Below are 23,029 nucleotides of genomic sequence, written 5' to 3'. Positions count from 1 at the left end.
GGCAAGACCTACGACGTTCGAGGTGGTCGAGTGATGGGCAGTGCAGCAGCGAACCAGGCGGCCGGCGGTGATCCGGCGGCCCGTGGTGGCCGGGCGGGGTACCTGCCGGTGCTGCTGTCCGCACCGGAGCCCGGCGCGCTGGCCGAGCAGGCCGCGGCCTGGCGGGCCGTGCTGGAGTCCGGGGCGGCCGTGCGGGACGTCGCGTTCTCCGCGGCCACCGGCCGGGCCGCGCTGCGGCACCGCGCCGCGGTGCTGGGTGCGGACCGGGCGGAGCTGCTGGCCGGGCTGGCCGGTCTCGACGGCGCCGTGCGCGGGGAAGCCGGGCACGGCGGGCTGGCCTTCGTGTTCTCCGGCCAGGGCGCGCAGCGGCTCGGCATGGGCCGGGAGCTGCACGCGCGGTTCCCGGTGTTCGCCGCGGAATTCGACGCCGCCTGCGCGGAACTGGACCGGCACCTCGACCGTCCACTGAAGACCGTTGTGTGGGCCGAACCCGGCGCCGCGGAAGCGGAGCTGCTCGACCACACCCGCTACACCCAGCCCGCGCTGTTCGCGTTCCAGGTCGCGCTGTTCCGGTTGCTGGCGTCCTGGGGCCTGCGTCCGGACGTGGTGACCGGGCACTCGATCGGCGAGCTGGCCGCCGCCCACGTCGGCGGGGTGTGGTCGCTGGCCGACGCCGCCCGGCTGGCCGCGCACCGCGGCCGGCTGATGGAGGAACTGCCGGACGGTGGCGCCATGGTCGCCGTGGCGGCCACCGAAGGGCAGGTGCGCCCACTGCTGGCCGGACACGAGCACGAGCTGTGCGTCGGCGCCGTCAACGGCCCCGGCTCGGTGGTGCTCTCCGGCGCGACCGAGGCCGTCCTGTCGGCGCAGCAGCGGCTGCGGGAGCAGGGCCACCGCACCCGGCGGCTGGCGGTCAACCGGGCCTTCCACTCCCCGCTGGTGGAGCCCGCTCTCGCCGGGCTGCGGGAAATCGCGGAATCCTTGACCTACCACGACGTGCGGCTCGCCGCCGTGTCCACCTTGACCGGTGCGCAGGTGACCGAGGGCGACTGGACCGGCCCGGAGTACTGGGTGCGCCAGGCCCGCGGCGCGGTCCGCTTCGCCGACGCCGTCGCCACCCTGCGCGAGCTCGGCGTGACCGCGGTGCTCGAGCTGAGCGCGGACGCGGTGCTCGCCGCCCAGGCCGCCGAGTCGCTGTCCGGCGTGGCGGTGGCCGCGCTGCGGGCCGGGCAGGACGAAGAGCGTGCGCTGGTGACCGCGCTGGCCGAATTGCACGTGCACGGCACCGGCCCGGACTGGGCCGCGTTCTTCGCGGATCCTCCCGCCCGCCGGCTGCCGCTGCCCGTCGGCGCGCCCGCCTCGGCCGAGGCGGCCGAGACCCCGGTCGCGCTGGACAACCCGCTGGCTCGTGACCTGACCGGGCTGCCGGCGGCCGACCGGGTGCCGCACCTGGTCGCGCTGGTCGTCCGCGAGGCGGCCGCGCTGCTGGCCGCCGACGGCGCCGGCCCAGAGGGCGACCTGGCCCCGGACCGCGACTTCGCCGACCTGGGCTTCGACTCGCTGCGCGTGGTGCGGCTGCGGGACCGGCTGGCCGACGCCACCGGGCTCGCCCTGCCCGCGTCCCTGGCCTTCGACTACCCGACACCCACCGGGCTGGCCGGGTTCCTCGCCGGCGCGCTGCTCGGCAGCGCGGCCGGCGACGAGCGGGCCACGCCCGCGCCGCGGCCGTTCTCCGGCGACCCGATCGCCATCGTCGGCATGGCCTGCCGGCTGCCCGCCGGGGTGCGGTCCCCGGAGGACCTCTGGGACCTGGTCGCCGAGGGGATCGACGCCACCACGGAGTTCCCGGCCGACCGCGGCTGGCAGCTCGACGGCGGTTACGCCCGGGGCGGGTTCCTCGCCGACGCCGCCGGGTTCGACGCCGGGTTCTTCGGGGTCTCGCCGCGCGAGGCGCTGGCCATGGATCCCCAGCAGCGGCAGCTGCTGGAGGTGTCGTGGGAAGCGCTGGAACGGGCGGGCATCGACCCGGCCGGGTTGCGCGGCAGTGCCACCGGCGTGTTCGTCGGGACGAACGGCCAGAGCTACGCCACCGTCGCCGGCAACGCCGCCGAGGACCTGCAGGGCCACACCGGCACCGGCCTGGCCGCCAGCGTGCTGTCCGGCCGGGTGTCCTACACCCTGGGCCTGGAGGGGCCCGCGGTCAGCGTGGACACGGCGTGTTCGTCGTCGCTGGTTTCCCTGCACCTCGCCGCGCAGGCCCTGCGCAACGGGGAGTGCGGCCTGGCGCTGACCGGCGGTGTGACCGTGATGGCCACCCCGCACAAGTTCGCCGAGTTCGCCCGCCAGGGCGGCCTGTCCTCGGACGGCCGCTGCAAGTCCTACGGCGACGACGCCGACGGGGTCGGCTGGGCCGAGGGTGTCGGCGTGCTGGTGCTGGAGCGGCTGTCGGACGCCCGGCGTCACGGTCACGAGGTGCTGGCGGTGGTGCGGGGCAGTGCGGTGAACCAGGACGGCGCCTCGAACGGCCTGACGGCGCCGAACGGTCCGGCGCAGCAGCGGGTGATCCGCCAAGCGCTGGCGTCGGCCGGTCTGTCCACTTCGGACGTCGATGTGGTCGAGGGCCACGGAACGGGCACGAAGCTCGGCGACCCGATCGAAGCGCAGGCCCTCTTGGCGACCTACGGCCAGGACCGGGAAACCCCGCTGTGGCTGGGCTCACTGAAGTCCAACATCGGGCACGCCCAGGCCGCGGCCGGGGTCGCGGGAATCATCAAGATGGTGCTGGCGATGCAGCACGGCGTGCTGCCGCCGACCCTGCACGCCGGCACGCCGTCGTCCCGGGTGGACTGGCAGGCCGGCGCCATCCGCCTGCTGACCGAGCTCGCCGACTGGCCCGCGACCGGCCGGCCGCGCCGGGCGGGGGTGTCCTCCTTCGGGATCAGCGGCACCAACGCCCACGTCGTCCTCGAAGCACCCGAGCCGGCCGGGACGGAGCCGGAGCCCGCCGAGGCGCCGGTGCCGTTCGTGGTGTCGGCCAAGACGCCGGACGCGCTGCGCGCCCAGGCCGCCGCACTGGCCGCGCACCTCGACACGCACGAGCCGAACCCGGTGGACGTGGCCTGGTCCCTGCTGGCCTCCCGGGCGGCGTTCGACCACACCGCGGTGTTCACCGACCGCGCGTCGCTGCGCGCCGGCCGCCCGGCCGCGACCGGCGTCCGCAGCCGCGGCAAGGTCGCGGTGCTGTTCTCCGGCCAGGGCGCCCAGCGGGCCGGCATGGGCCGTGAGCTGGCCGAGCGGTTCCCGGTGTTCGCGGCGGCGCTGGACGAGGTGCTGTCCACGCTGGACGTCGACGGGCTGCGCGAAGCGATCCGGTCCGGGGAGGGCCTGGACCGGACGGAATTCACGCAGCCGGCGTTGTTCGCGGTCGAGGTGGCGCTGTTCCGGCTGGCCGAGTCGTGGGGCATCGAGCCCGACTACCTGGCCGGGCACAGCGTCGGCGAGATCAGCGCCGCGCACGTTTCGGGTGCGCTGTCGCTGGCCGACGCCTGCCGGCTGGTCGCGGCCCGCGGCCGGTTGATGCAGGCCCTGCCCGCCGGTGGGGCGATGCTGGCGGTGCGGGCCACCGAAGCCGAGGCGCGGACGTGGATCGAAGGCACCGACGTCTCGATCGCCGCGGTGAACGGCCCGGACGCGGTGGTGCTGGCGGGGCCGGAGGCGGCGGTGCTGGCGCTCGCGGAGGGCCGCCGGGCCAAGCGGCTGCCGGTTTCGCACGCGTTCCACTCCGGCCTGATGGACCCGATGCTGGCCGAGTTCGCCGAAGTCGTGCGGGGGATGGAGGTCCACCCTCCGCGGATCCCCGTGGTCTCCAATCTGACCGGTGAGCTCGTCGGTGCGTTCGACGCCGGTTACTGGGTCCGGCACGTCCGGGAGACCGTCCGGTTCGCCGACGGGCTGGCCACGTTGCAGGACCACGGGGTGCGGACGTTCGTCGAACTCGGTCCGGATGCGACGTTGACCGCGCACGTGGCCGGGTTCGCCGAAGTGGCCGGGATCGCGGTGCTGCGCAAGGGCCACCCCGAAGTGGAAAGCCTGCTGCGGGCGCTGGGCGCGATGCACGCGCGGGGCGTCCGGATCGACTGGACGGCCTTCTTCGCGCCGCACCGGCCGCGCACGGTCGCGTTGCCCACCTACGCCTTCCAGCACGAGCGCTACTGGCCCACGCCCAAGCCGGTCGTCTCGGACGCGTCCGGGCTGGGCCAGCAGGCGACCGGGCACCCGGTGCTCAGCGCCGCCGTCGCCCTGCCGGACTCCGCGGGCGTGGTGCTGACCGGGCAGCTGTCCGTGCGCACCCACCCGTGGCTGGCCGGGCACCGGCTGGACGGCCGGATCACGTTCCCGGCCAACGGGTTCCCCGAACTGGTGATCCGCGCCGGCGACGAGCTCGGCTGCGGTGCGCTCGGCGAGCTGGTCGTGCGGTCACCCCTGGTGCTGCCCGAGCAGGACGCGCTGCAGGTCCAGGTGCACGTCGGTGCGGAGCGGGACGGCGATCGCCCGTTCGTGCTGCGCTCGCGCACCGGCGCGGACGACTGGACCGAGCACGCCACCGGACACCTCGTCCGGCCCGCCGCCCCGGCCGGCACCGCCTTGGCGTGGCCGCCCGCCGACGCCGGCACCGTGTCCACCGCCGGACCCGGCGTCCGCAGCGTCCGGATGCGCGGCTCGGAGGTGTTCGCGGAGGTGGCAGGCCCGGCCGGGGACGGCTGGGGCCTGCACCCCGCGCTGCTGGACAACGCGCTGCACGCGCTGGCCGCGGGCGGGTCGGCCGGTGGGTTCGCCCACCGCTGGCGCCGCACCACCCTGCACGCCACCGGCGCCACCGTGCTGCGGGTCCGGCTGGCCGGCACCGAGCTCGTCGCCGTCGACCCGGACGGCGCCCCCGTTCTCACCGCCGAGCTGGACCTGGTCGCCGAGCCGGTCCAGCCGGACGGCGCGGACCGCCGGACGCTCTACCGCATCGACTGGCTGCCGACGTCGGCCGAAGCGCCCCCGCGCCGCCCGGTCCTCGTCGGCGCCGACCCGTTCGGCCTCGAAGCCGGACCGCCGGTGCCCAGCCTCGCCGAGGTCTCCGACGGCTCGGCGCCGGTGCTGGTCGCGTTCTCCGGTGACGGCGACGACGAAGGCGTCTCCGCGCACGACCTGAGCTGCTGTGCGCTGGCCGTCGCCCGGGAATGGCTGGCGGAGCCCCGCTTCGGCGGTGCCACGCTGACTGTGGTGACCCGCGGTGTGTGGTCCGGTGCGGACGTGGCCGCGTCGGCGGTGTGGGGCTTGCTGCGGGTGGCGCAGTCGGAGCACCCGGGCCGCTTCCGCCTGGTCGACCTGGACAACACCGCGAGTCCGGCCGATCTGGCCGCCGCGCTGGGTTCGGCCGAGCCGCAGCTGCGGATCGGTGCGGATGACGTGCGGGCGGCCCGGTTGCGGCCGGTTCGCCTGTCTCGGGTGGAGTCCGGCTGGGACCGCACCGGCACGGTGCTGATCACCGGCGGCACCGGCGGGCTGGGCCGGGTGCTGGCCCGGCACCTGGCCGGGCAGGGCTTCGGACACCTCGCGCTGGTCAGCCGGTCGGGTCCGGCCGCGGAGGGCGTGGACGAGCTGGTCGCGGAGCTGGCCGAGGTGGGCTGCCGGGTCGAGGTCCGGGCGTGCGATGTGGCCGACCCCGAGGCCGTGCGAGAGCTGGTCGGAACCATCGAGCCGCCGTTGACCGCGGTGGTGAACGCGGCCGGGATCCTCGACGACGGCGTGATCGAATCCCTGACCACGCAACGAATTCACGACGTGCTGCGCGCCAAGGCCGACGCCGCCTGGAACCTGCACCAGGCCACCTCGGACCTCCACCTGGCCGGGTTCGTGCTGTTCTCCTCGATCGCCGGCAGCCTCGGCGTTGCCGGGCAAGGCAACTACGCGGCCGCCAACACGTTCCTCGACGGCCTGGCGCTGCACCGGCGGGGTCTCGGGCTGCCTGCGGTGTCGGTCGCCTGGGGCGCTTGGTCGCCCGAAGTGGGCATGGCTTCGCGGCTGCGCGACGTCGACATCGCCCGGATGCACCGCGAGGGCCTCCCGCCGCTGTCGGTCGAGCTGGGGCTCGCGTTGTTCGACACCGCGGTCGCGGCCGAGGACCCGCTGCTGGTCCCGCTGCGCCTCGGGCACGCCGCCCTGCGGGCCCGGACCGACCTCACCCCGCTCTGGCACGAGCTGGCGGGTGCCCGGCGGGCCGCCGCGGCCACCGGCACCGCCGCCGCGGCCGGCGCCTTCGACGGGCTCAGCCGCGCCCAGGTGCGCGAGCAGGTGCTGGCCACCGTGTGCGCCGTCGCCGCCGAGGTCCTCGGGCACACCTCCGCCGCGGGGATCTCGGCCGGCCGGGAGTTCCGCGAACTCGGCTTCGACTCGCTGATGTCGGTGGAGCTGCGCAACCAGCTGGCCGCCGCGACGCAGCTGACCCTGCCCGTGTCCCTCGTCTACGACTACCCGACGCCCGAGGTGCTCGCCGGCTACCTGGCGGCCACGCTGCTCGGCGAGCGGGCCGCCACCGCGGTCACCGGGGCCGGGGACGTCTCCGGCGAGCCGATCGCGATCGTCGGGATGGCCTGCCGCTTCCCGGCCGGGGTGGCCTCGCCCGAGCAGCTGTGGGAACTGGTCGCGACCGGCCGTGACGGCATCGGGGACTTCCCCGCCGACCGTGGCTGGGACCTGGCCGCGCTGGCCGGCGACGGCCCCGGCCGCAGCGACACCCAGCGCGGCGGGTTCCTCGCCGACGTCGCCGGGTTCGACGGCGCCTTCTTCGGGGTCTCGCCGCGTGAGGCGCTGGCCATGGACCCGCAGCAGCGGCAGCTGCTGGAGGTGTCGTGGGAAGCGCTGGAACGGGCGGGCATCGACCCGGCCGGGTTGCGCGGCAGTGCCACGGGCGTGTTCGTCGGGACGAACGGCCAGAGCTACGGTTCGGTGGTCGAGGGCGCCGAGGAAGACCTGATCGGGCACACCTTGACCGGGGTGTCGGCCAGCGTGCTGTCCGGCCGGGTCGCCTACACCCTCGGCCTGGAAGGCCCGGCGGTGAGCGTCGACACGGCGTGTTCGTCGTCGCTGGTGGCCCTGCACTGGGCCGGCCAGGCGTTGCAGGCGGGGGAGTGCTCGCTGGCCCTCGCCGGTGGGGTGACGGTGATGTCGTCGCCGAACGGGTTCGTCAAGTTCACCCGGCAAGGCGGTCTCGCCGCCGACGGCCGCTGCAAGGCGTACGCCGACGGTGCTGACGGCACGGGCTGGGCCGAGGGCGTCGGCGTGCTGGTGCTGGAGCGGCTGGCGGACGCGCAGCGCCACGGCCACCGGGTGCTGGCGGTGGTCCGGGGCAGCGCGGTGAACCAGGACGGCGCATCCAACGGCCTGACGGCACCGAACGGCCCGGCGCAGCAGCGGGTGATCCGCCAGGCGCTGGCGTCGGCTGGTCTGTCCACTTCGGACGTCGACGCGGTCGAAGGCCACGGAACGGGCACGAAGCTGGGCGACCCGATCGAAGCGCACGCGCTGCTGGCGACCTACGGCCAGGACCGGGAAACCCCGCTGTGGCTCGGATCGGTGAAGTCCAACATCGGCCACACCCAAGCCGCGGCCGGGGTGGCCGGGATCATCAAGATGGTGCAGGCGATGCAGCACGGGGTGCTGCCGCCGAGCCTGCACGTGGACGCTCCCTCGACGCAGGTCGACTGGTCCGCCGGGGCCGTCAAGGTGCTCACCGAACCGACGCCGTGGCCGGAAGCCGATCGGCCGCGCCGGTTCGGGGTGTCGTCCTTCGGGATCAGCGGCACCAACGCCCACACCATCATCGAGGCGCCCGAGCCGGTCGCCCCGGCCGAGGTGGCCGAGCGGGACGTGCTGGTCCCCTGGGTGCTCTCGGCCAAGTCGCCCGAAGCGGTGCGGGCGCAGGCCCTCCGGCTCGCCGAAGAGCTTTCCGACGGCGACGCGGTCGATGTCGGCTGGTCCCTGGCCACCACCCGGACGGCGTTCGACCACCGGGCGGTGGTACTGGCCGCGGACCGCGAGTCCGGCGTCGCCGCCCTGCGCCGGCTGGGCGAAGTGGGCGAACGAACGCCCGGCAAGTTCGCGGTGCTGTTCTCCGGTCAGGGCGCGCAGCGGGCGGGGATGGGCCGGGAGCTGTCCGCCCGGTACCCGGTATTCGCCGCTGCGCTGGACGAGGTGCTGGCCGAGCTCCCGATCGAGGGCCTGCGTGAGGTGATGTGGTCCGGCGATGGGCTGGACGAAACCCGATACACGCAGCCTGCGTTGTTCGCGGTGGAGACCGCGTTGTTCCGGCTCGTCGAGTCCTGGGGCATCAAGCCCGATTTCGTGGCCGGACACAGCATCGGCGAGATCACCGCGGTGCACGTCTCGGGTGTGCTGTCGCTGGCGGATGCGTGTGTGCTCGTCGAGGCGCGGGGCCGGTTGATGCAGGCCCTGCCTCCGGGCGGGGCGATGCTCGCGGTGCGCGCTACCGAGGCCGAAGCCCTGGCGTGGATCGAGGGCACCGACGTGTCCATCGCGGCGGTCAACGGCCCGGACGCCGTCGTGTTGTCGGGACCCGCGGAGGCGATCGACACCATCACGGCGGAGCGGGCCAAGCGGTTGCCGGTCAGCCACGCCTTCCACTCCGGCCTGATGGAGCCGATGCTCGCGGACTTCGCGCGCGCCCTGGACGGGATCACGTTCCACGAGCCCACGATTCCGCTGGTGTCCACTGTGACCGGTGAGTGCACCGAGCCGGGCAGCGTCGACTACTGGGTGCGGCACGTCCGGGACACCGTCCGCTTCGCCGACGGCCTGGACACCCTCCACCGCGAAGGGGTCCGGACGTTCCTGGAGCTGGGGCCGGACGCCACGCTGACCACCCACGTGGCCGCACTGGCCGACGTGACCGGGATCGCCGCCCTGCGCAAGGACAAGTCCGAGGACGAGTGCCTGCTCCGCGCCCTGGGCGCGGTGCACGTCCACGGCGTCCCCGTCGACTGGGACGCCTTCTTCACCCCGCTCGAACCGCGGCGGGCCGACCTGCCCACCTACGCCTTCCAGCACGAGCAGTACTGGCCCACGCCGCGCGCCACGGGCGACGCCGCCGGGCACGGCCTGGAGACCACCGGCCACCCCCTGATCAGCGCCATGGTGCCGATGGCCGACGACACCGGCGTGGTCCTCACCGGACGGCTGTCGCTGCGCACCCACCCTTGGCTGGCCGACCACGCCGTCGGCGGGCAGGTGCTGTTCCCCGGCACCGGGTTCGTCGAACTGGCCACCCGCGCCGGGATCGAGGCGGGCCTGGGCCGGATCGAAGAGCTTACCCTGCTGGTGCCGCTGGTGATCCCCGCGCGGGAAGCCGTGCAGCTGCAGGTCAGGGTGGACGCCGACGGCACGCTGGCCGTCCACGCCCGGCCCGAGGGCGGCGGCTGGACCCGGCACGCCACCGGCGAGCTCACCGCCGCGGCCCCCGCCGAGCCGGTCACCGGGTTCGACGCCTGGCCGCCGCCGGGCGCGGAGCCGATCGACGTGACCGGCTGCTACCACGACTTCGCCGCCTCCGGCTACGGCTACGGCCCGGTGTTCCAGGGCCTGACCGCGGTGTGGCGCCGCGGTGGCGAGTACTTCACCGAGGTGGAACTGCCGGAGCAGGCGGTGGCCGCCGCGGCCCGGTTCGACCTGCACCCGGCCCTGCTGGACGCGGTGCTGCACACACTCCTGGTGGCCCGCCCGGTCGGGGACGAGCAGCGGCTGCCGTTCGCCTGGCAGGGCGTGACCGTGCACGCGGCCGGCGCCACCCGGCTGCGGGTCCGGCTGACCGACCTCGGCGGCGACGCCATGGCCATCACCGCCGTGGACGGCACGGGCCGCCCGGTCATCACCATCGACTCCCTGCGCGACCGCGTGGTCTCCGGCGTTTCGCCGTCCCGCCGCCGCGGCGCGCTGCACACGATCCGCTGGACCCCGGCCGACGCCCCCCGGCCCGGCGCCATCCTGCCCGACGTCGCCCTGGTCGGCCCGGACTCCTTCGGCATGCGGGCCGCCTTCGACCGCGTCGACGTGCCGGTCCGGCAGGCCGGCGAGCTGCCGGACCTGATCACCCGCGACGGTGCCGCCGTCCCGGGCCTGGTGCTGGCCCCGCTCAGCGTGCCGGACGACGTCGTCGGCGTGCCCGCCGCGACCCACGCGGTCACCACCGTCGTGCTCGGGCTGGTCCAGCAGTGGCTGGCCGAGGCCGCGTTCGCCCGGTCCCGGCTGGTCTTCGTGACCCGCGGCGCCCAGTCGCCGTCGGAGGTGAACGGGGTGGTCGCCGCCCCGGTGTGGGGTCTCGTGCGGGCCGCGCTCACCGAGAACCCGGACCGCTTCGCGCTGCTGGACCTGGACCCGGCCGCCGAGGCCGACGGGGCCCTGCTGGCCGGGGCGCTGGGCGGCGGCGAGCCCGAGGTGCTCGTCCGCGACGGCCGCGTGCTGACCGGCAGCCTCGTCGCCGCCGACACCGGTCTCGCCGTGCCGGACGGCGCCGCCACCTGGCGGCTCGGCATGGTCGAGCAGGGCAGCCTGGACGGGCTGGGCCTGGTGCCGTGCGAGCTGCCGGAACCGCACGGGCGCGAGGTGCGGATCGAGGTCCGCGCGGCCGGCCTGAACTTCCGCGACGTGCTCAACACGCTGGGCATGTACCCGGGCGAGGTGCCGCTGCTGGGTGCCGAGGCGATGGGCGTGGTCACCGCGACCGGCCCCGAGACCGCCGGCCTGCGCGTCGGTGACCGGGTGATGGGCCGGGTCACCGGCGGCTTCGGCCCGGCCGCCGTCGTGGACGAGCGCTACCTGACCGCCGTGCCGTCACGGTGGTCGGACGAGGAGGCCGCCGGCGCGCCGGTCGCGTTCCTCACCGCGTTGTACGGCCTGATCGACGTGGCGGCCGTCCGGCCCGGCGACCGGGTGCTGATCCACGCCGGTGCCGGCGGCGTCGGCATGGCCGCGATCCAGGTCGCGCAGTGGCTGGGCGCGGAGGTCTTCGCCACGGCCAGCGAGCCGAAGTGGCCGGTGCTGCGCGAGCTCGGCGTGGCCGCGGACCACATCGCCTCCTCCCGCGCCCTGGACTTCGGGGACGACTTCCGCGCGGTGTCGGGCGGCCACGGCATGGACGTGGTGCTGAACTCCCTGGCGGGCGAGTTCCTGGACGCCTCGGTGCGGCTGCTGGCCGAAGGCGGCCGGTTCGCCGAGATGGGCAAGACCGATCTCCGCACCGACATCCCGGGCTACCGCGCCTTCGACATCGCCGAAGCCGGTCCGGACCGGACGAGCGAGCTCCTGCGCCGGCTCACCGAGCTGGTCGCCGACGGCACCCTCCGCCCCCTGCCGACCCGAGCGTTCGACGTGCGCCGGGCCGCCGACGCGATGCGGGTGATGAGCCAGGCCAAGCACGTCGGCAAGCTCGTGCTGACCATGCCGCGGGCCTGGGACCGCGAGCTGCCGGTGCTGATCACCGGCGGCACCGGCGGTCTCGGCCGGCTCCTGGCCCGGCACCTGGCCGGGCAGGGCTTCCGGCACCTGGTGCTCAGCTCGCGCCGAGGCGCCCGCGCCGAGGGCGCCGCCGAGCTGGCGGCCGACCTGGCCGCCGCGGGCACCCGGGTGGACCTGCGGACCTGCGACCTGACCGATCCGGTCGCGACCACCAGCCTGGTCACGTCGTACCCGGCGCTGGCCGGCATCGTGCACGCCGCCGGGGTACTGGACGACGGGCTGGTCGAATCGCTCACCGCCGACCGGCTCGGCCGGGTGCTGGCGGCCAAGGCCGACAGCGCCTGGTACCTGCACGAGGCCACCCGCCACCGGCCGGTCGGCGGGTTCGTGGCGTTCTCGTCCGTCGCCGGGATCTTCGGGTCCGCCGGGCAGGGCAACTACGCGGCCGGCAACACCTTCCTGGACGGCCTGCTGGCCTACCGCCGCTCGCTGGGGCTGCCCGGCGTGTCGATCGCCTGGGGCGCCTGGGAACCGGCGGGCGGGATGACCGCGACGCTGTCCGAACAGGACATGAGCCGGATGCGCCGCAAGGGCCTGCCGCCGCTGCGGGCCGACGACGGCCTCGCCCTGTTCGACCGGGCCGTCCGGGCGGTCGAACCGCTCGTGGTCGCCGTCGACGTCGATCCCCGGCAGCTGGCCGCCCGCGACGCCCTGCCGCACCTGCTGCGCGGGCTGGCCGGCCCGAAGCGGGTGGCGCTGCGCCGCGCCGGGCCGGGCGAGGTCGCCGCGGCCGAGCCGGGCAGCTGGGCCGCCGGGCTGTCCGGCCGGAGTGACACCCAGCGCCGGCAGGACGCCTTGGCCTTGGTCCAGGCCCAGGCCGCGCTGGTGCTCGGGCACGCGGACGCCGCGAGCATCCGGCCGGACCGGGAGTTCCGCGAGCTGGGCTTCGACTCGCTGACCGCGGTCGAGCTGCGCAACCGGCTCGGCCAGGCCACCGGCCTGCGGCTGTCGGCCACCCTCGTGTTCGACCACCCCACGCCGCAGCAGCTGGCCGGGCACCTGCTCGACCAGGTCGCCCCGGCCACGGCGCCCGTCTCCGCCCCGGCGGCGGTGTCCGCCGCGCCGGACGACGACCCGATCGCGATCGTCGGCATGGCCTGCCGCTTCCCGGACGGGATCGACACGCCGGAGCGGCTGTGGGAGGTCGTGGCAGGCGGCCGGGACACCATCACGCCGTTCCCCGAGGACCGCGGCTGGGACCTCGACGCCCTGCGCGCCGACGACCCGGACGCCCCCGGCCGCAGCGCCACCCGGTTCGGCAGCTTCCTGCGCGACGCGGGCGGGTTCGACGCCGAGTTCTTCGGCATCGCCCCGCGCGAAGCGCTGGCGATGGATCCGAAGCAGCGGCTGGTGCTGGAAACCTCCTGGGAGGCGCTGGAGCGCTCCGGGATCGACCCGGCCGGCCTGCGCGGCGGCCGCGCCGGGGTCTTCCTCGGCGCGTCCAGCAGCGACTACCCGGGCATGCTGGCCGGTCACCCGGACACCCGGGGGCTGCGGATGACCGGCACGATCCCCAGCGTCCTGTCCGGCCGCGTGGCCTACACGCTCGGCGTGGAGGGCCCGGCGCTCACGGTGGACACGGCCTGTTCGTCGTCGCTGGTGGCCCTGCACCTGGCGGCGCAGGCGCTGCGCTCCGGCGAGTGTTCCCTCGCACTGGCCGGTGGCGCGACGATCATGGCCGGTCCCACGCTGTTCGTGGAGTTCTCCAAGCAGGGTGGCCTGGCCGAGGACGGCCGGTGCAAGGCCTACGCCGACGGCGCGGACGGCACCGGCTGGGCCGAAGGCGTCGGCGTGCTGGTCGTGGAGCGGCTGTCGGACGCCCGCCGCCACGGGCACCGGGTCCTGGCCCTGCTGCGCGGCAGTGCGGTCAACTCCGACGGCGCGTCCAACGGCCTGACCGCGCCGAGCGGCCCCGCGCAGCAGCGGGTGATCCGGCAGGCACTGGCCGCCGCGCGGCTCGCTCCGTCCGATGTGGACGCCGTGGAAGGGCACGGCACCGGCACGAAGCTGGGGGACCCGATCGAGGCGCACGCCCTGCTGGCCACCTACGGCCAGGACCGGGAAACCCCGCTCCTGCTCGGTTCCGTCAAGTCCAACATCGGGCACACGCAGGCCGCGGCGGGCGTCGCCGGGGTGATGAAGATGGTGCTGGCCATGCACCACGGCGTCCTGCCGAAGACGCTGCACGTCGAGCGGCCCTCCGGCCACGTCGACTGGACCGCGGGCGCGGTCAGCGTGCTGACCGAGAACGTCGGCTGGCCCGAACGCGGCCGCCCGCGCCGGGCCGGTGTCTCCTCCTTCGGGATCAGCGGCACCAACGCCCACGTCATCCTCGAGCAGGCGGAACCCGTCGCCGTGCCGCCGATGTCCCGGCCGGACGCCGTGGTGCCCTGGGTGCTGTCGGCCAAGTCGCCCGAGGCGCTGCGGGCCCAGGCCGCGGCCTTGGCCGGGTTCGCGGCCGAGGCCGACCCGGTGGACGTGACCTGGTCCCTGCTGACCGCCCGCAGCGGCTTCGACCACCGGGCCGCCTACGCCGACCACCGTTCGCTGCTGGCGGGCCGCCCGCTGGCCGAGGGCGAGCGGCACGACGGCCGGCTGGCCGTGGTGTTCTCCGGCCAGGGCGCGCAACACGCCGGGATGGGCCGGGAACTGCACGGCCGCTTCCCGGTGTTCGCGCGTGCCCTCGACGAGGTGCTGGCCGAACTGGCCGAGCAGGGCTTGGCGGACCTGCGCGAGGTGATGTGGTCCGGCACGGGCCTGGACCAGACCCGCTACACCCAGCCGGCCCTGTTCGCCGTCGAGGTCGCGTTGTTCCGGCTGGTCGAGTCGTGGGGCGTCCGGCCCGATTTCGTGGCCGGGCACAGCATCGGCGAGCTCACCGCCGCCTTCGTGGCCGGGCTGTTCTCCCTGGCGGACGCCTGCGCCCTGGTCGCCGCGCGCGGCCGCCTCATGCAGACGCTGCCGCCCGGCGGCGCGATGCTCGCCGTCCAGGCCACCGAAGAGCAGGCCCGCCGGTGGCTCGCCGGCCACGAGGACCGGGCTTCGCTGGCCGCGGTCAACGGCCCCGCCGCGGTCGTGCTGGCCGGTGCCGAGGACGTCATCGCCGCGATCGAACGGCAGGCCGAAGGCCACCGCCGGACCCGGCTGACCGTCTCGCACGCCTTCCACTCGCCGTTGATGGACCCCATGCTCGCCCAGTTCGCGCACGCCCTGGACGGCATCGGCTTCCACCCGCTGCGCATCCCGGTCGTCGCCGGCCTCGCCGGCCGCCCGGCCGGGGAGGAGCTGGCCGACATCGGCTACTGGGTGCGGCACGTCCGCGAGACCGTGCGGTTCGCCGACACCGTGGCGGCGTTGCACGAAGCCGGTGTCGGCACGGTCCTCGAGCTCGGGCCGGACGCCACGCTCACCACGCACGTGGCCGCCCGCGACGGCGTGGCCGCGATCCCGGCCCTGCGCCGCGACCGCGGCGAAGAGGAGTGCCTGGTGCACGCGCTGGCCGCGCTGCACGTGCGAGGCGTGCCGGTCGACTGGACCGCGTTCTACGCGCCGCTGAAGCCGAAGGTCGTCGACCTGCCCACCTACCCGTTCCGGCACCGGCGGTTCTGGCCGGACCCGGTCACCGGCACCGGTGACGCGTCCGGGCTGGGCCAGCAGCCGACCGGGCACCCGCTGGCCGCGGCCGCGGTGGTGCTCCCGGCGGGGGCGGGCGTGCTGCTCACCGGCCGGTGGTCGGCGCGCACCCACCCGTGGCCACCGGACGGCGTGGTACCCGGCGCGGCCCTGCTCGACCTGGTGATCCGGGCGGGCGACGAGGTCGGCTGCGGCCGGCTGGCCGAGCTGAACCTGGGAGCGCCGCCGGCGCTGCCCGGCCGTGCCGCGCTCGCGGTACAGGTCCGGGTCGGCGCGGACGACGGCGGCCGCCGCCCCGTCACCGTGCACTCGCGCCCGGCCGACGTACCGGACGTGCCGTGGACCGAGCACGCCACGGGGTTCCTCGAGGCGGGTGGGCCTGCCCCGGCCGCCGCGATGGCGTGGCCGCCGGCAGACGCCGAAGCGCCGTGGATCGAGGATGCCACTGGCTTTCTCGAAACGGATGGCCCCACTGCCGCCACCCAGGTGGCCGGGCCGCCGGAAGCCACGGGATTCCTCGATGCGGGTGGGCCCGCCCCGGCCGCCGCGATGGCGTGGCCGCCGGCAGACGCCGAAGCGCTGGAGCTGCCCGGCCTGACCGGAGCCTGGCGGCGGGGCGCGGAGCTGTTCCTCGCGGCCGAAGTCGCCGAGCCCGGTGGCTACGGTCTGCACCCGGCCCTGCTGGAGGCCGTGTTGTCGCCGGGGGTGCTGGCCGAGGCCGGGGTGACCGGGGTGCCGCGCTCGTGGGCCGGGGTGACGCTGCGGGCGGCCGGGGCCGCCGCGCTGCGCGTCCGGCTGGCCGTGGCCGGCGACACCGCGTCCCTCACCGCGGTCGACCCGGCCGGCGAGCCCGTGCTGACCGCCGAGCGGATCCGCTTCGGCGAGCCGGCCGGGAGGGACGCGGCCGCCGAGACCCTGTACCGGGTGGAGTGGCTGCCCGCCGCAGCCTCCGCGGGCCCCGCCGGCCGGACCGTGCTGCTGGGTACCGACCCGTTCGGCCTGGCCGAGGGCCTCGGCTCGATCGAAACCCCGGCCGCCCTGGCCGGGGACGAACAGCGGGTGCTGGCCGCGCTGGACGGCGAGGGCTCCGCCCACCAGGCCGCGGTCCGCGCGCTGGCGCTGGTCCAGCAGTGGCTGGCCGAACCCCGCTGCGGCGGGGTGGAGCTGGTCGTGCTCACCCGGGGCGTCTGGTCCGGCACGGACCCGGCCGCGGCCGCGGTCTGGGGCCTGCTGCGCTCGGCGCAGTCGGAGAACCCCGGCCGCTTCCGCCTGATCGACCTGGATCCCACCGCCGGCCCGGCCGATCTGGCCGCCGCGCTGGCGGCCACCGAACCGCAGCTGCGGGTCGGTGCGGGTGACGTGCGCGCCGCCCGGCTGCGGCCGGTTCGCCTGCCGCGGACGGAGTCCGGCTGGGACCGCACCGGCACGGTGCTGATCACCGGCGGTACCGGCGGCGTCGGCCGGGTCCTCGCCCGGCACCTGGCCGGGCAGGGCTTCGAACACCTCGCGCTGGTCAGCCGGTCCGGTCCGGCCGCGGACGGCGTCGACGAGCTGGTCGTGGAGCTCGCCGGGCTGGGCTGCCGGGTCGAGGTCCAGGCGTGCGACGTGGCCGACCCCGAAGCCGTGCGAGAGCTGGTCGCCAGCATCCGGCCGCCGTTGACCGCGGTGGTGAACGCAGCCGGCGTGCTGGACGACGGCGTGATCGATTCGCTTACGCCGCAACGAGTTCACGACGTGCTGCGCGCGAAGGCCGACGCCGCCTGGAACCTGCACCAAGCCACTGTGGACCTCGACCTGGCCGGGTTCGTGCTGTTCTCCTCGATCGCCGGCACCCTGGGGTCCGCCGGGCAGGGCAACTACGCGGCCGCCAACACGTTCCTCGACGGCCTGGCCCTGCACCGCCACGGCCAGGGGCTGCCCGCGGTGTCCGTCGCCTGGGGCGCCTGGTCACCCGAGGTCGGCATGGCCTCCCGGCTGCGCCCCGCCGACCTCACCCGGATGCGCCGCGACGGTCTGCCGCCGCTCAGCCTGGCCGACGGCCTGGCCCTCTTCGACGCGGCGGTGTCCGCGCCGGACGCCCTGCTGCTGGCGCTGCGTCCGGACCACACCGCGCTGCGGGCCCGCACCGGCCTGGCCCCGCTGTGGCACGAACTGGTCCCGGCCCGTCGCGCCGCTGCCCCCGCGCTCCGGCCGGCCGCCGGGGGCTTCGCCGCCGAGCTCGCCGAGCTGACCCGGGCCCAGGCCCGGAACCGGGTGCTGGCCGACGTCCGCGCGGTCGCTGCCGAGGTGCTCGGCCATTCGTCGGCCGCGGAAGTGCCGGCCGGGCGGGAGTTCCGCGAGCTCGGCTTCGACTCGCTGATGTCGGTGGAGCTGCGCAACCGGCTGGGCACGATCACCGGGCTGTCGCTGCCGGTGTCGCTCGTCTACGACTACCCGACCCCCGCCGTGCTGACCGGGTTCCTGCTGACCACGCTGCTGGGCGAGAGCCGCCCGGAGGCACCCGTCGTGGAGACCCGGGACGTGTCCGGCGACCCGATCGCCATCGTCGGGATGGCCTGCCGCTTCCCGGCCGGGGTGGCCTCTCCGGAGGACCTGTGGCGGCTGGTGGTCGGCGGCGAGGACGCCGTCCGGCCCTTCCCGGCGGACCGTGGCTGGGACCTGGCCGCGCTGGCCGGCGACGGCCCCGGCCGCAGCGACACGCAGCACGGCGGGTTCCTGGCCGACGCGGCCGGTTTCGACAACGCCTTCTTCGGGGTTTCACCCCGCGAAGCGCTGGCCATGGACCCGCAGCAGCGTCAGCTGCTGGAGGTGTCGTGGGAAGCATTGGAACGGGCCGGGATCGACCCGGCCGGGTTGCGCGGCAGCGCCACCGGCGTATTCGTGGGCACCAACGGCCAGAGCTACGGCTCGGTGGTCGACGGGGCCGAGGAAGACCTGGCCGGGCACTCCCTGACCGGGGTTTCGGCCAGTGTGCTGTCCGGGCGGGTCTCGTACCTGCTGGGGCTGGAAGGTCCGGCGGTGAGCGTCGACACGGCGTGTTCGTCGTCGCTGGTGGCGCTGCACTGGGCCGGCCAGGCGTTGCGGGCGGGGGAGTGCTCGCTGGCGTTGGCCGGTGGCGTGACGGTGATGGCCTCGGCCAACGGGTTCGTGAAGTTCACGCGCCAAGGCGGGCTCGCTCCGGACGGCCGGTGCAAGGCGTACGCGGACGGTGCTGACGGCACGGGCTGGGCCGAGGGGGTCGGCGTGCTGGTGCTGGAGCGGCTTTCCGACGCCCGGCGCCACGGCCACGACGTGCTGGCAGTCGTCCGGGGTTCGGCGGTGAACCAGGACGGCGCATCCAACGGCCTGACGGCGCCGAACGGTCCTTCGCAGCAGCGGGTGATCCGGCAGGCGCTGGCGTCGGCTGATTTGTCCACTTCGGACGTAGACGCGGTCGAAGGTCACGGTACCGGCACGAAGCTGGGTGATCCGATCGAGGCGCACGCGCTGCTGGCGACTTACGGCCAGGAGCGGGAAACGCCGTTGTGGCTGGGTTCGGTGAAGTCGAACATCGGCCACACCCAGGCCGCGGCCGGGGTGGCCGGGATCATCAAGATGGTGCAGGCGATGCAGCACGGGATCTTGCCGCCGAGCCTGCACGTGGATGAGCCGTCGACGCAGGTCGACTGGTCGGCCGGGGCCGTCAAGGTGCTCACCGAACCGACGCCGTGGCCGGAAACCGGCCGGCCGCGCCGGTTCGGGGTGTCGTCCTTCGGGATCAGCGGCACCAACGCCCACACCATCATCGAGGCACCGGAACCGGCCGTACCGGCCGAGCGGGAACCGTGGGACGCGCTGGTGCCGTGGGTGCTCTCGGCCAAGACCGCCGACGCGCTCCCGGCGCAGGCCGCGCGACTGGCCGATCGCCTCCCCGAGGGCAGCACCGTGGACATCGGGTGGTCGCTGGCCACCACCCGGGCCGCACTCGACCACCGGGCCGTGGTGCTGGCCGCGGACCGCGAGTCCGGCCTCGCCGCCCTGCGCGAACTGAGCGAGAGCGGCACCGGCGACGGCCGCTTGGCCATCCTGTTCTCCGGCCAGGGCGCGCAGCGGGCGGGGATGGGCCGCGAGCTGTCCGCCCGGTACCCCGTGTTCGCCGCCGCGCTGGACGAGGTGCTGAACCAGCTGGGGATCGAAGGTTTGCGGGAGGTGATGTGGTCCGGGAACGGGCTGGACGAAACCCGATACACGCAGCCGGCGTTGTTCGCGGTCGAAACGGCGTTGTTCCGGCTCGTCGAGTCCTGGGGCATCAAGCCGGACTACGTGGCCGGGCACAGCGTCGGTGAGATCACCGCGGCGCACGTCTCGGGTGTGCTGTCGCTGGCGGATGCGTGTGTGCTCGTCGAGGCGCGGGGCCGGTTGATGCAGGCCCTGCCGCCAGGTGGGGCGATGCTGGCGGTCCAGGCCACCGAGGAGGAGGCGCGGCAGTGGACCGACGTGTCGATCGCGGCGGTCAACGGCCCGAACGCGGTCGTGCTGTCGGGCACCGAAGAGGCGATCGACCGGATCGAGGCGGACCGGGCCAAGCGGCTGCCGGTGTCCCACGCGTTCCACTCCGGCCTGATGGAGCCGATGCTGGACGAGTTCGCCCGTGCGTTGGACGGGATCACGTTCCACGCGCCCGAAATCCCGGTGGTCTCGAACCTGACCGGTGACCTGGTGACCGAGTTCGGCACCGGCTACTGGGTCCGGCACGTCCGTGACACCGTGCGGTTCGCCGACACGCTGCAAACCCTGTACGCCGCCGGAATCCGCACGTTCCTGGAACTGGGGCCGGACGCGACGCTGACCACCCACGTGGCCGCACTGGCCGACGTGACCGGGATCGCCGCCCTGCGCAAGGACAAGCCCGAGGACGAGTGCCTGCTCCGCGCGTTGGGCGAGGTGCACGTGCGAGGGGTCGCCGTCGACTGGGACGCCTTCTTCGCCCCGCTCGAACCGCGGCGGGTCGACCTGCCCACCTACGCCTTCCGGCACCGGCGTTTCTGGCCCACCCCGGGCGTGGCCGGCGCGGACGGCACCGGGCACTCGTTGCTCACCGCCGTGACCGTCCGCGCCGGCGGAGCGGACGTGGTGCTGACCGGACGGCTGTCCGTGCGGACCCACCCCTGGCTGGCCGACCACGTCGTCGGCGAGCGGATCCTGTTCCCCGGCACCGGGTTCGTCGAACTGGCGGTCCGCGCCGGCGACGAGGCCGGCTGTGGCCGGCTCGAAGACCTGACCCTGCTGGCCCCGCTGGTCGTCCCCGAGCAGGGCGCCGTGCAGGTCCAGGTCTGGGTGGCCGAGCCGGACGCGGCGGGCCTGCGCGCCCTGGACGTCCACGCCCGTCCGGACGGCGGCGAGTGGACCCGGCACGCCACCGGAACGCTGGCACCGGCGGCAGCGCCGCCGCCCGACGGCGTCACCGCTTGGCCGCCTCCGGGCGCCGTCCCGGTGGACACCACCGGGTTCTACGCGGACTTGGCCGCCCTCGGCCTGCACTACGGCCCGGTGTTCCAGGGTGTGCGCGCGGTCTGGCGGGGCGACGACGGCGACTGGTTCGCCGAGGTCGAGCTGCCCGAGGACGCCCACCAGGGCGGCCTGGGCCTGCACCCGGCGCTGCTGGACGCCGCCCTGCACGCCATCCGCTTCGTGCGTTCGGAAGACCGTGACCGGGACGAAGGCCCGGCCCTGCCGTTCGCTTGGCGCGACGTCGACCTGCACGCGCAGGGCGCCGGCACGCTGCGGGTCCGGCTGCACCGCGCCGAAGACGAGTCCGTCCGCCTGACCGCGGCCGACGCCACCGGAGCACCGGTGATCACGGTCGGTGCGCTGGCGCTGCGGGCCATTCCGGCGGAGACCGCGCCGAGCACCCGCGACGGCCTGTTCGGCATCGACTGGACACCGGCCACAGCCACGGCCGAAGCCACGGAGGTGGCCGTGGCCGGAGCCGACCCCTGGCAGGTCGCGGACGCCCTGCGCGGCCACGGCGTCGACGTGCGCACCGCACCCGGCCTGACCGCGCTGGGCACCCCGCCCGGGGTGGTGCTGGTGAGCGTGGAGGCCACGGGAGAGCTGCCGCAGGCCGCCCACGCGGCCGCCGGCCGCGCGCTCGAACTCGTCCGGGAGTGGCTGGCGGTGACCGACTCCGGATCCGCCTCCCGCCTGGTGGTGCTGGCCCGCGGCGCCCACGCGGACTGCCCGGCTGCGGCCGCGGTGTGGGGCTTGGTGCGCAGCGCCCGGTCGGAGAACCCGGGCCGCTTCGCCTTGGTGGACCTGGACACCGGCGACCTCGACCCGGCCGCACTGGCCCGGGCCGTGGCCGGCGAGGACACCGAAGCCCTGATCCGGGACGGCGAGGTATTGGCGGGCCGCCTGGTTCGCGCGACCACCGGCGCTCCCGAGGCCGCGCTCGCCGGGGATGCCGGGCGGCCGCTGCCCACCGACCCGGCGCCGACCGCGGCCTGGGACCCGACGCGGCCCGTCCTGATCACCGGCGGCACCGGCGGTCTCGGCCGGCTGCTGGCCCGGCACCTCACCGCACAAGGCTTCCGCCACCTGGTACTCACCTCCCGACGGGGCCCGGCGGCCGAGGGCATCGATGCGCTCGTCGCCGAACTGGGCGCCGCCGGCTCCCGGGTGCAGGTACTCGCCTGTGACCTCACCGATCCCGCGGCCACCGCCGGCCTGGTCGCCCGCTGCGGCGAACTCACCGCCGTGGTGCACGCCGCCGGGGTGCTGGACGACGGCCTGGTCACCTCGCTCACCCCGGACCGCCTGCACCCCGTGCTGGCGGCCAAGGCCGACGGGGCCTGGCACCTGCACGAGGCCACCCGGCACCTGCCGCTGGCCGGGTTCGTCACCTTCTCGTCGCTGGCCGGGGTGCTCGGCGGCCGCGGGCAGGGCAACTACGCGGCCGGCAACGCCTTCCTCGACGCCCTGGCCGCCCACCGCCGCGCCCAGGGCCTGCCGGGGCAGTCCATCGCCTGGGGTTCCTGGGAGCCTGCCGGCGGCATGACGGCCACACTGTCGGCCGCCGACCTGGAGCGGATGCGGCGGTCCGGCTTCCCGCCGCTGCCGGTCGCGACCGGGCTGGCCCTCTTCGATGCCGCCCGCGGCGCCGATCGCGCGCTGGTGGTGGCGACCGGGTTCGACGCGGCCGCGTTGCGGGCCCGGGACGAGCTGCCGGAGGTGCTGCGCGGGCTCGTCCGCGTGCCGCAGCGCCGAGCCGCGGTCCGCGGCACCCAGCCGGTGACCGCGCTCGGCGACCGGCTGGCCGGCCTGTCCCGCGGCGAACAGCAGGACACGGTGCTCGGCGCGGTGCGCACCCAGGTCGCCCGGGTGCTCGGGCACGGCGACGCCGGATCCGTCGGCGCCACGGAAAGCTTCAAGGACCTCGGGTTCGATTCGCTGACCGCCGTCGAGCTGCGCAACGGCCTCACCACGGCCACCGGGCTCAAGCTGCCGGCCACCCTCGTCTTCGACTACCCGACGACGTCGCTGCTCGCCGAGTACCTGCTGGGCAAGCTGGCGCCGGTGAGCCAGGCCCCGGCCGGGTCCCTGGTGGACGAGCTGGACCGGCTGGAAGCCCTGCTCGACCCGAAGACCGCGAAGGGCCGGGACGGCGAGCGGATCCTGCACCGGCTGGAAAGCCTGACCGCACGAGTCCGGCAATTGTCCTACCCCCAACCGGCCAAGAATGAGGGCCGGACCGATGACGACCTCAGCACCGTCTCCGTCGACGAGCTGTTCTCGATCATCGATCAGGGTTTCGGTTCCGGACAGGACTGAACGGTTTCGC

At 75.5% G+C, this 23,029-nt stretch carries 1 protein-coding gene; it reads left to right on the top strand.

The window, feature by feature from the left end; genetic code table 11:
* Positions 1 to 33: 33 nt before the first annotated feature.
* Positions 34 to 23,019: an SDR family NAD(P)-dependent oxidoreductase gene (locus tag ABZX11_RS32170; RefSeq protein ID WP_354920029.1), complete on the top strand. Its 22,986-nt coding sequence runs from the start codon at positions 34 to 36 to the stop codon at positions 23,017 to 23,019.
* Positions 23,020 to 23,029: the final 10 nt, after the last annotated feature.

Origin of the sequence: Amycolatopsis sp. NPDC004169 (genome assembly GCF_040610315.1) — a bacterium.
Taxonomy (GTDB): domain Bacteria; phylum Actinomycetota; class Actinomycetes; order Mycobacteriales; family Pseudonocardiaceae; genus Amycolatopsis.
This window is presented reverse-complemented; position numbering and strand designations above follow the sequence as displayed.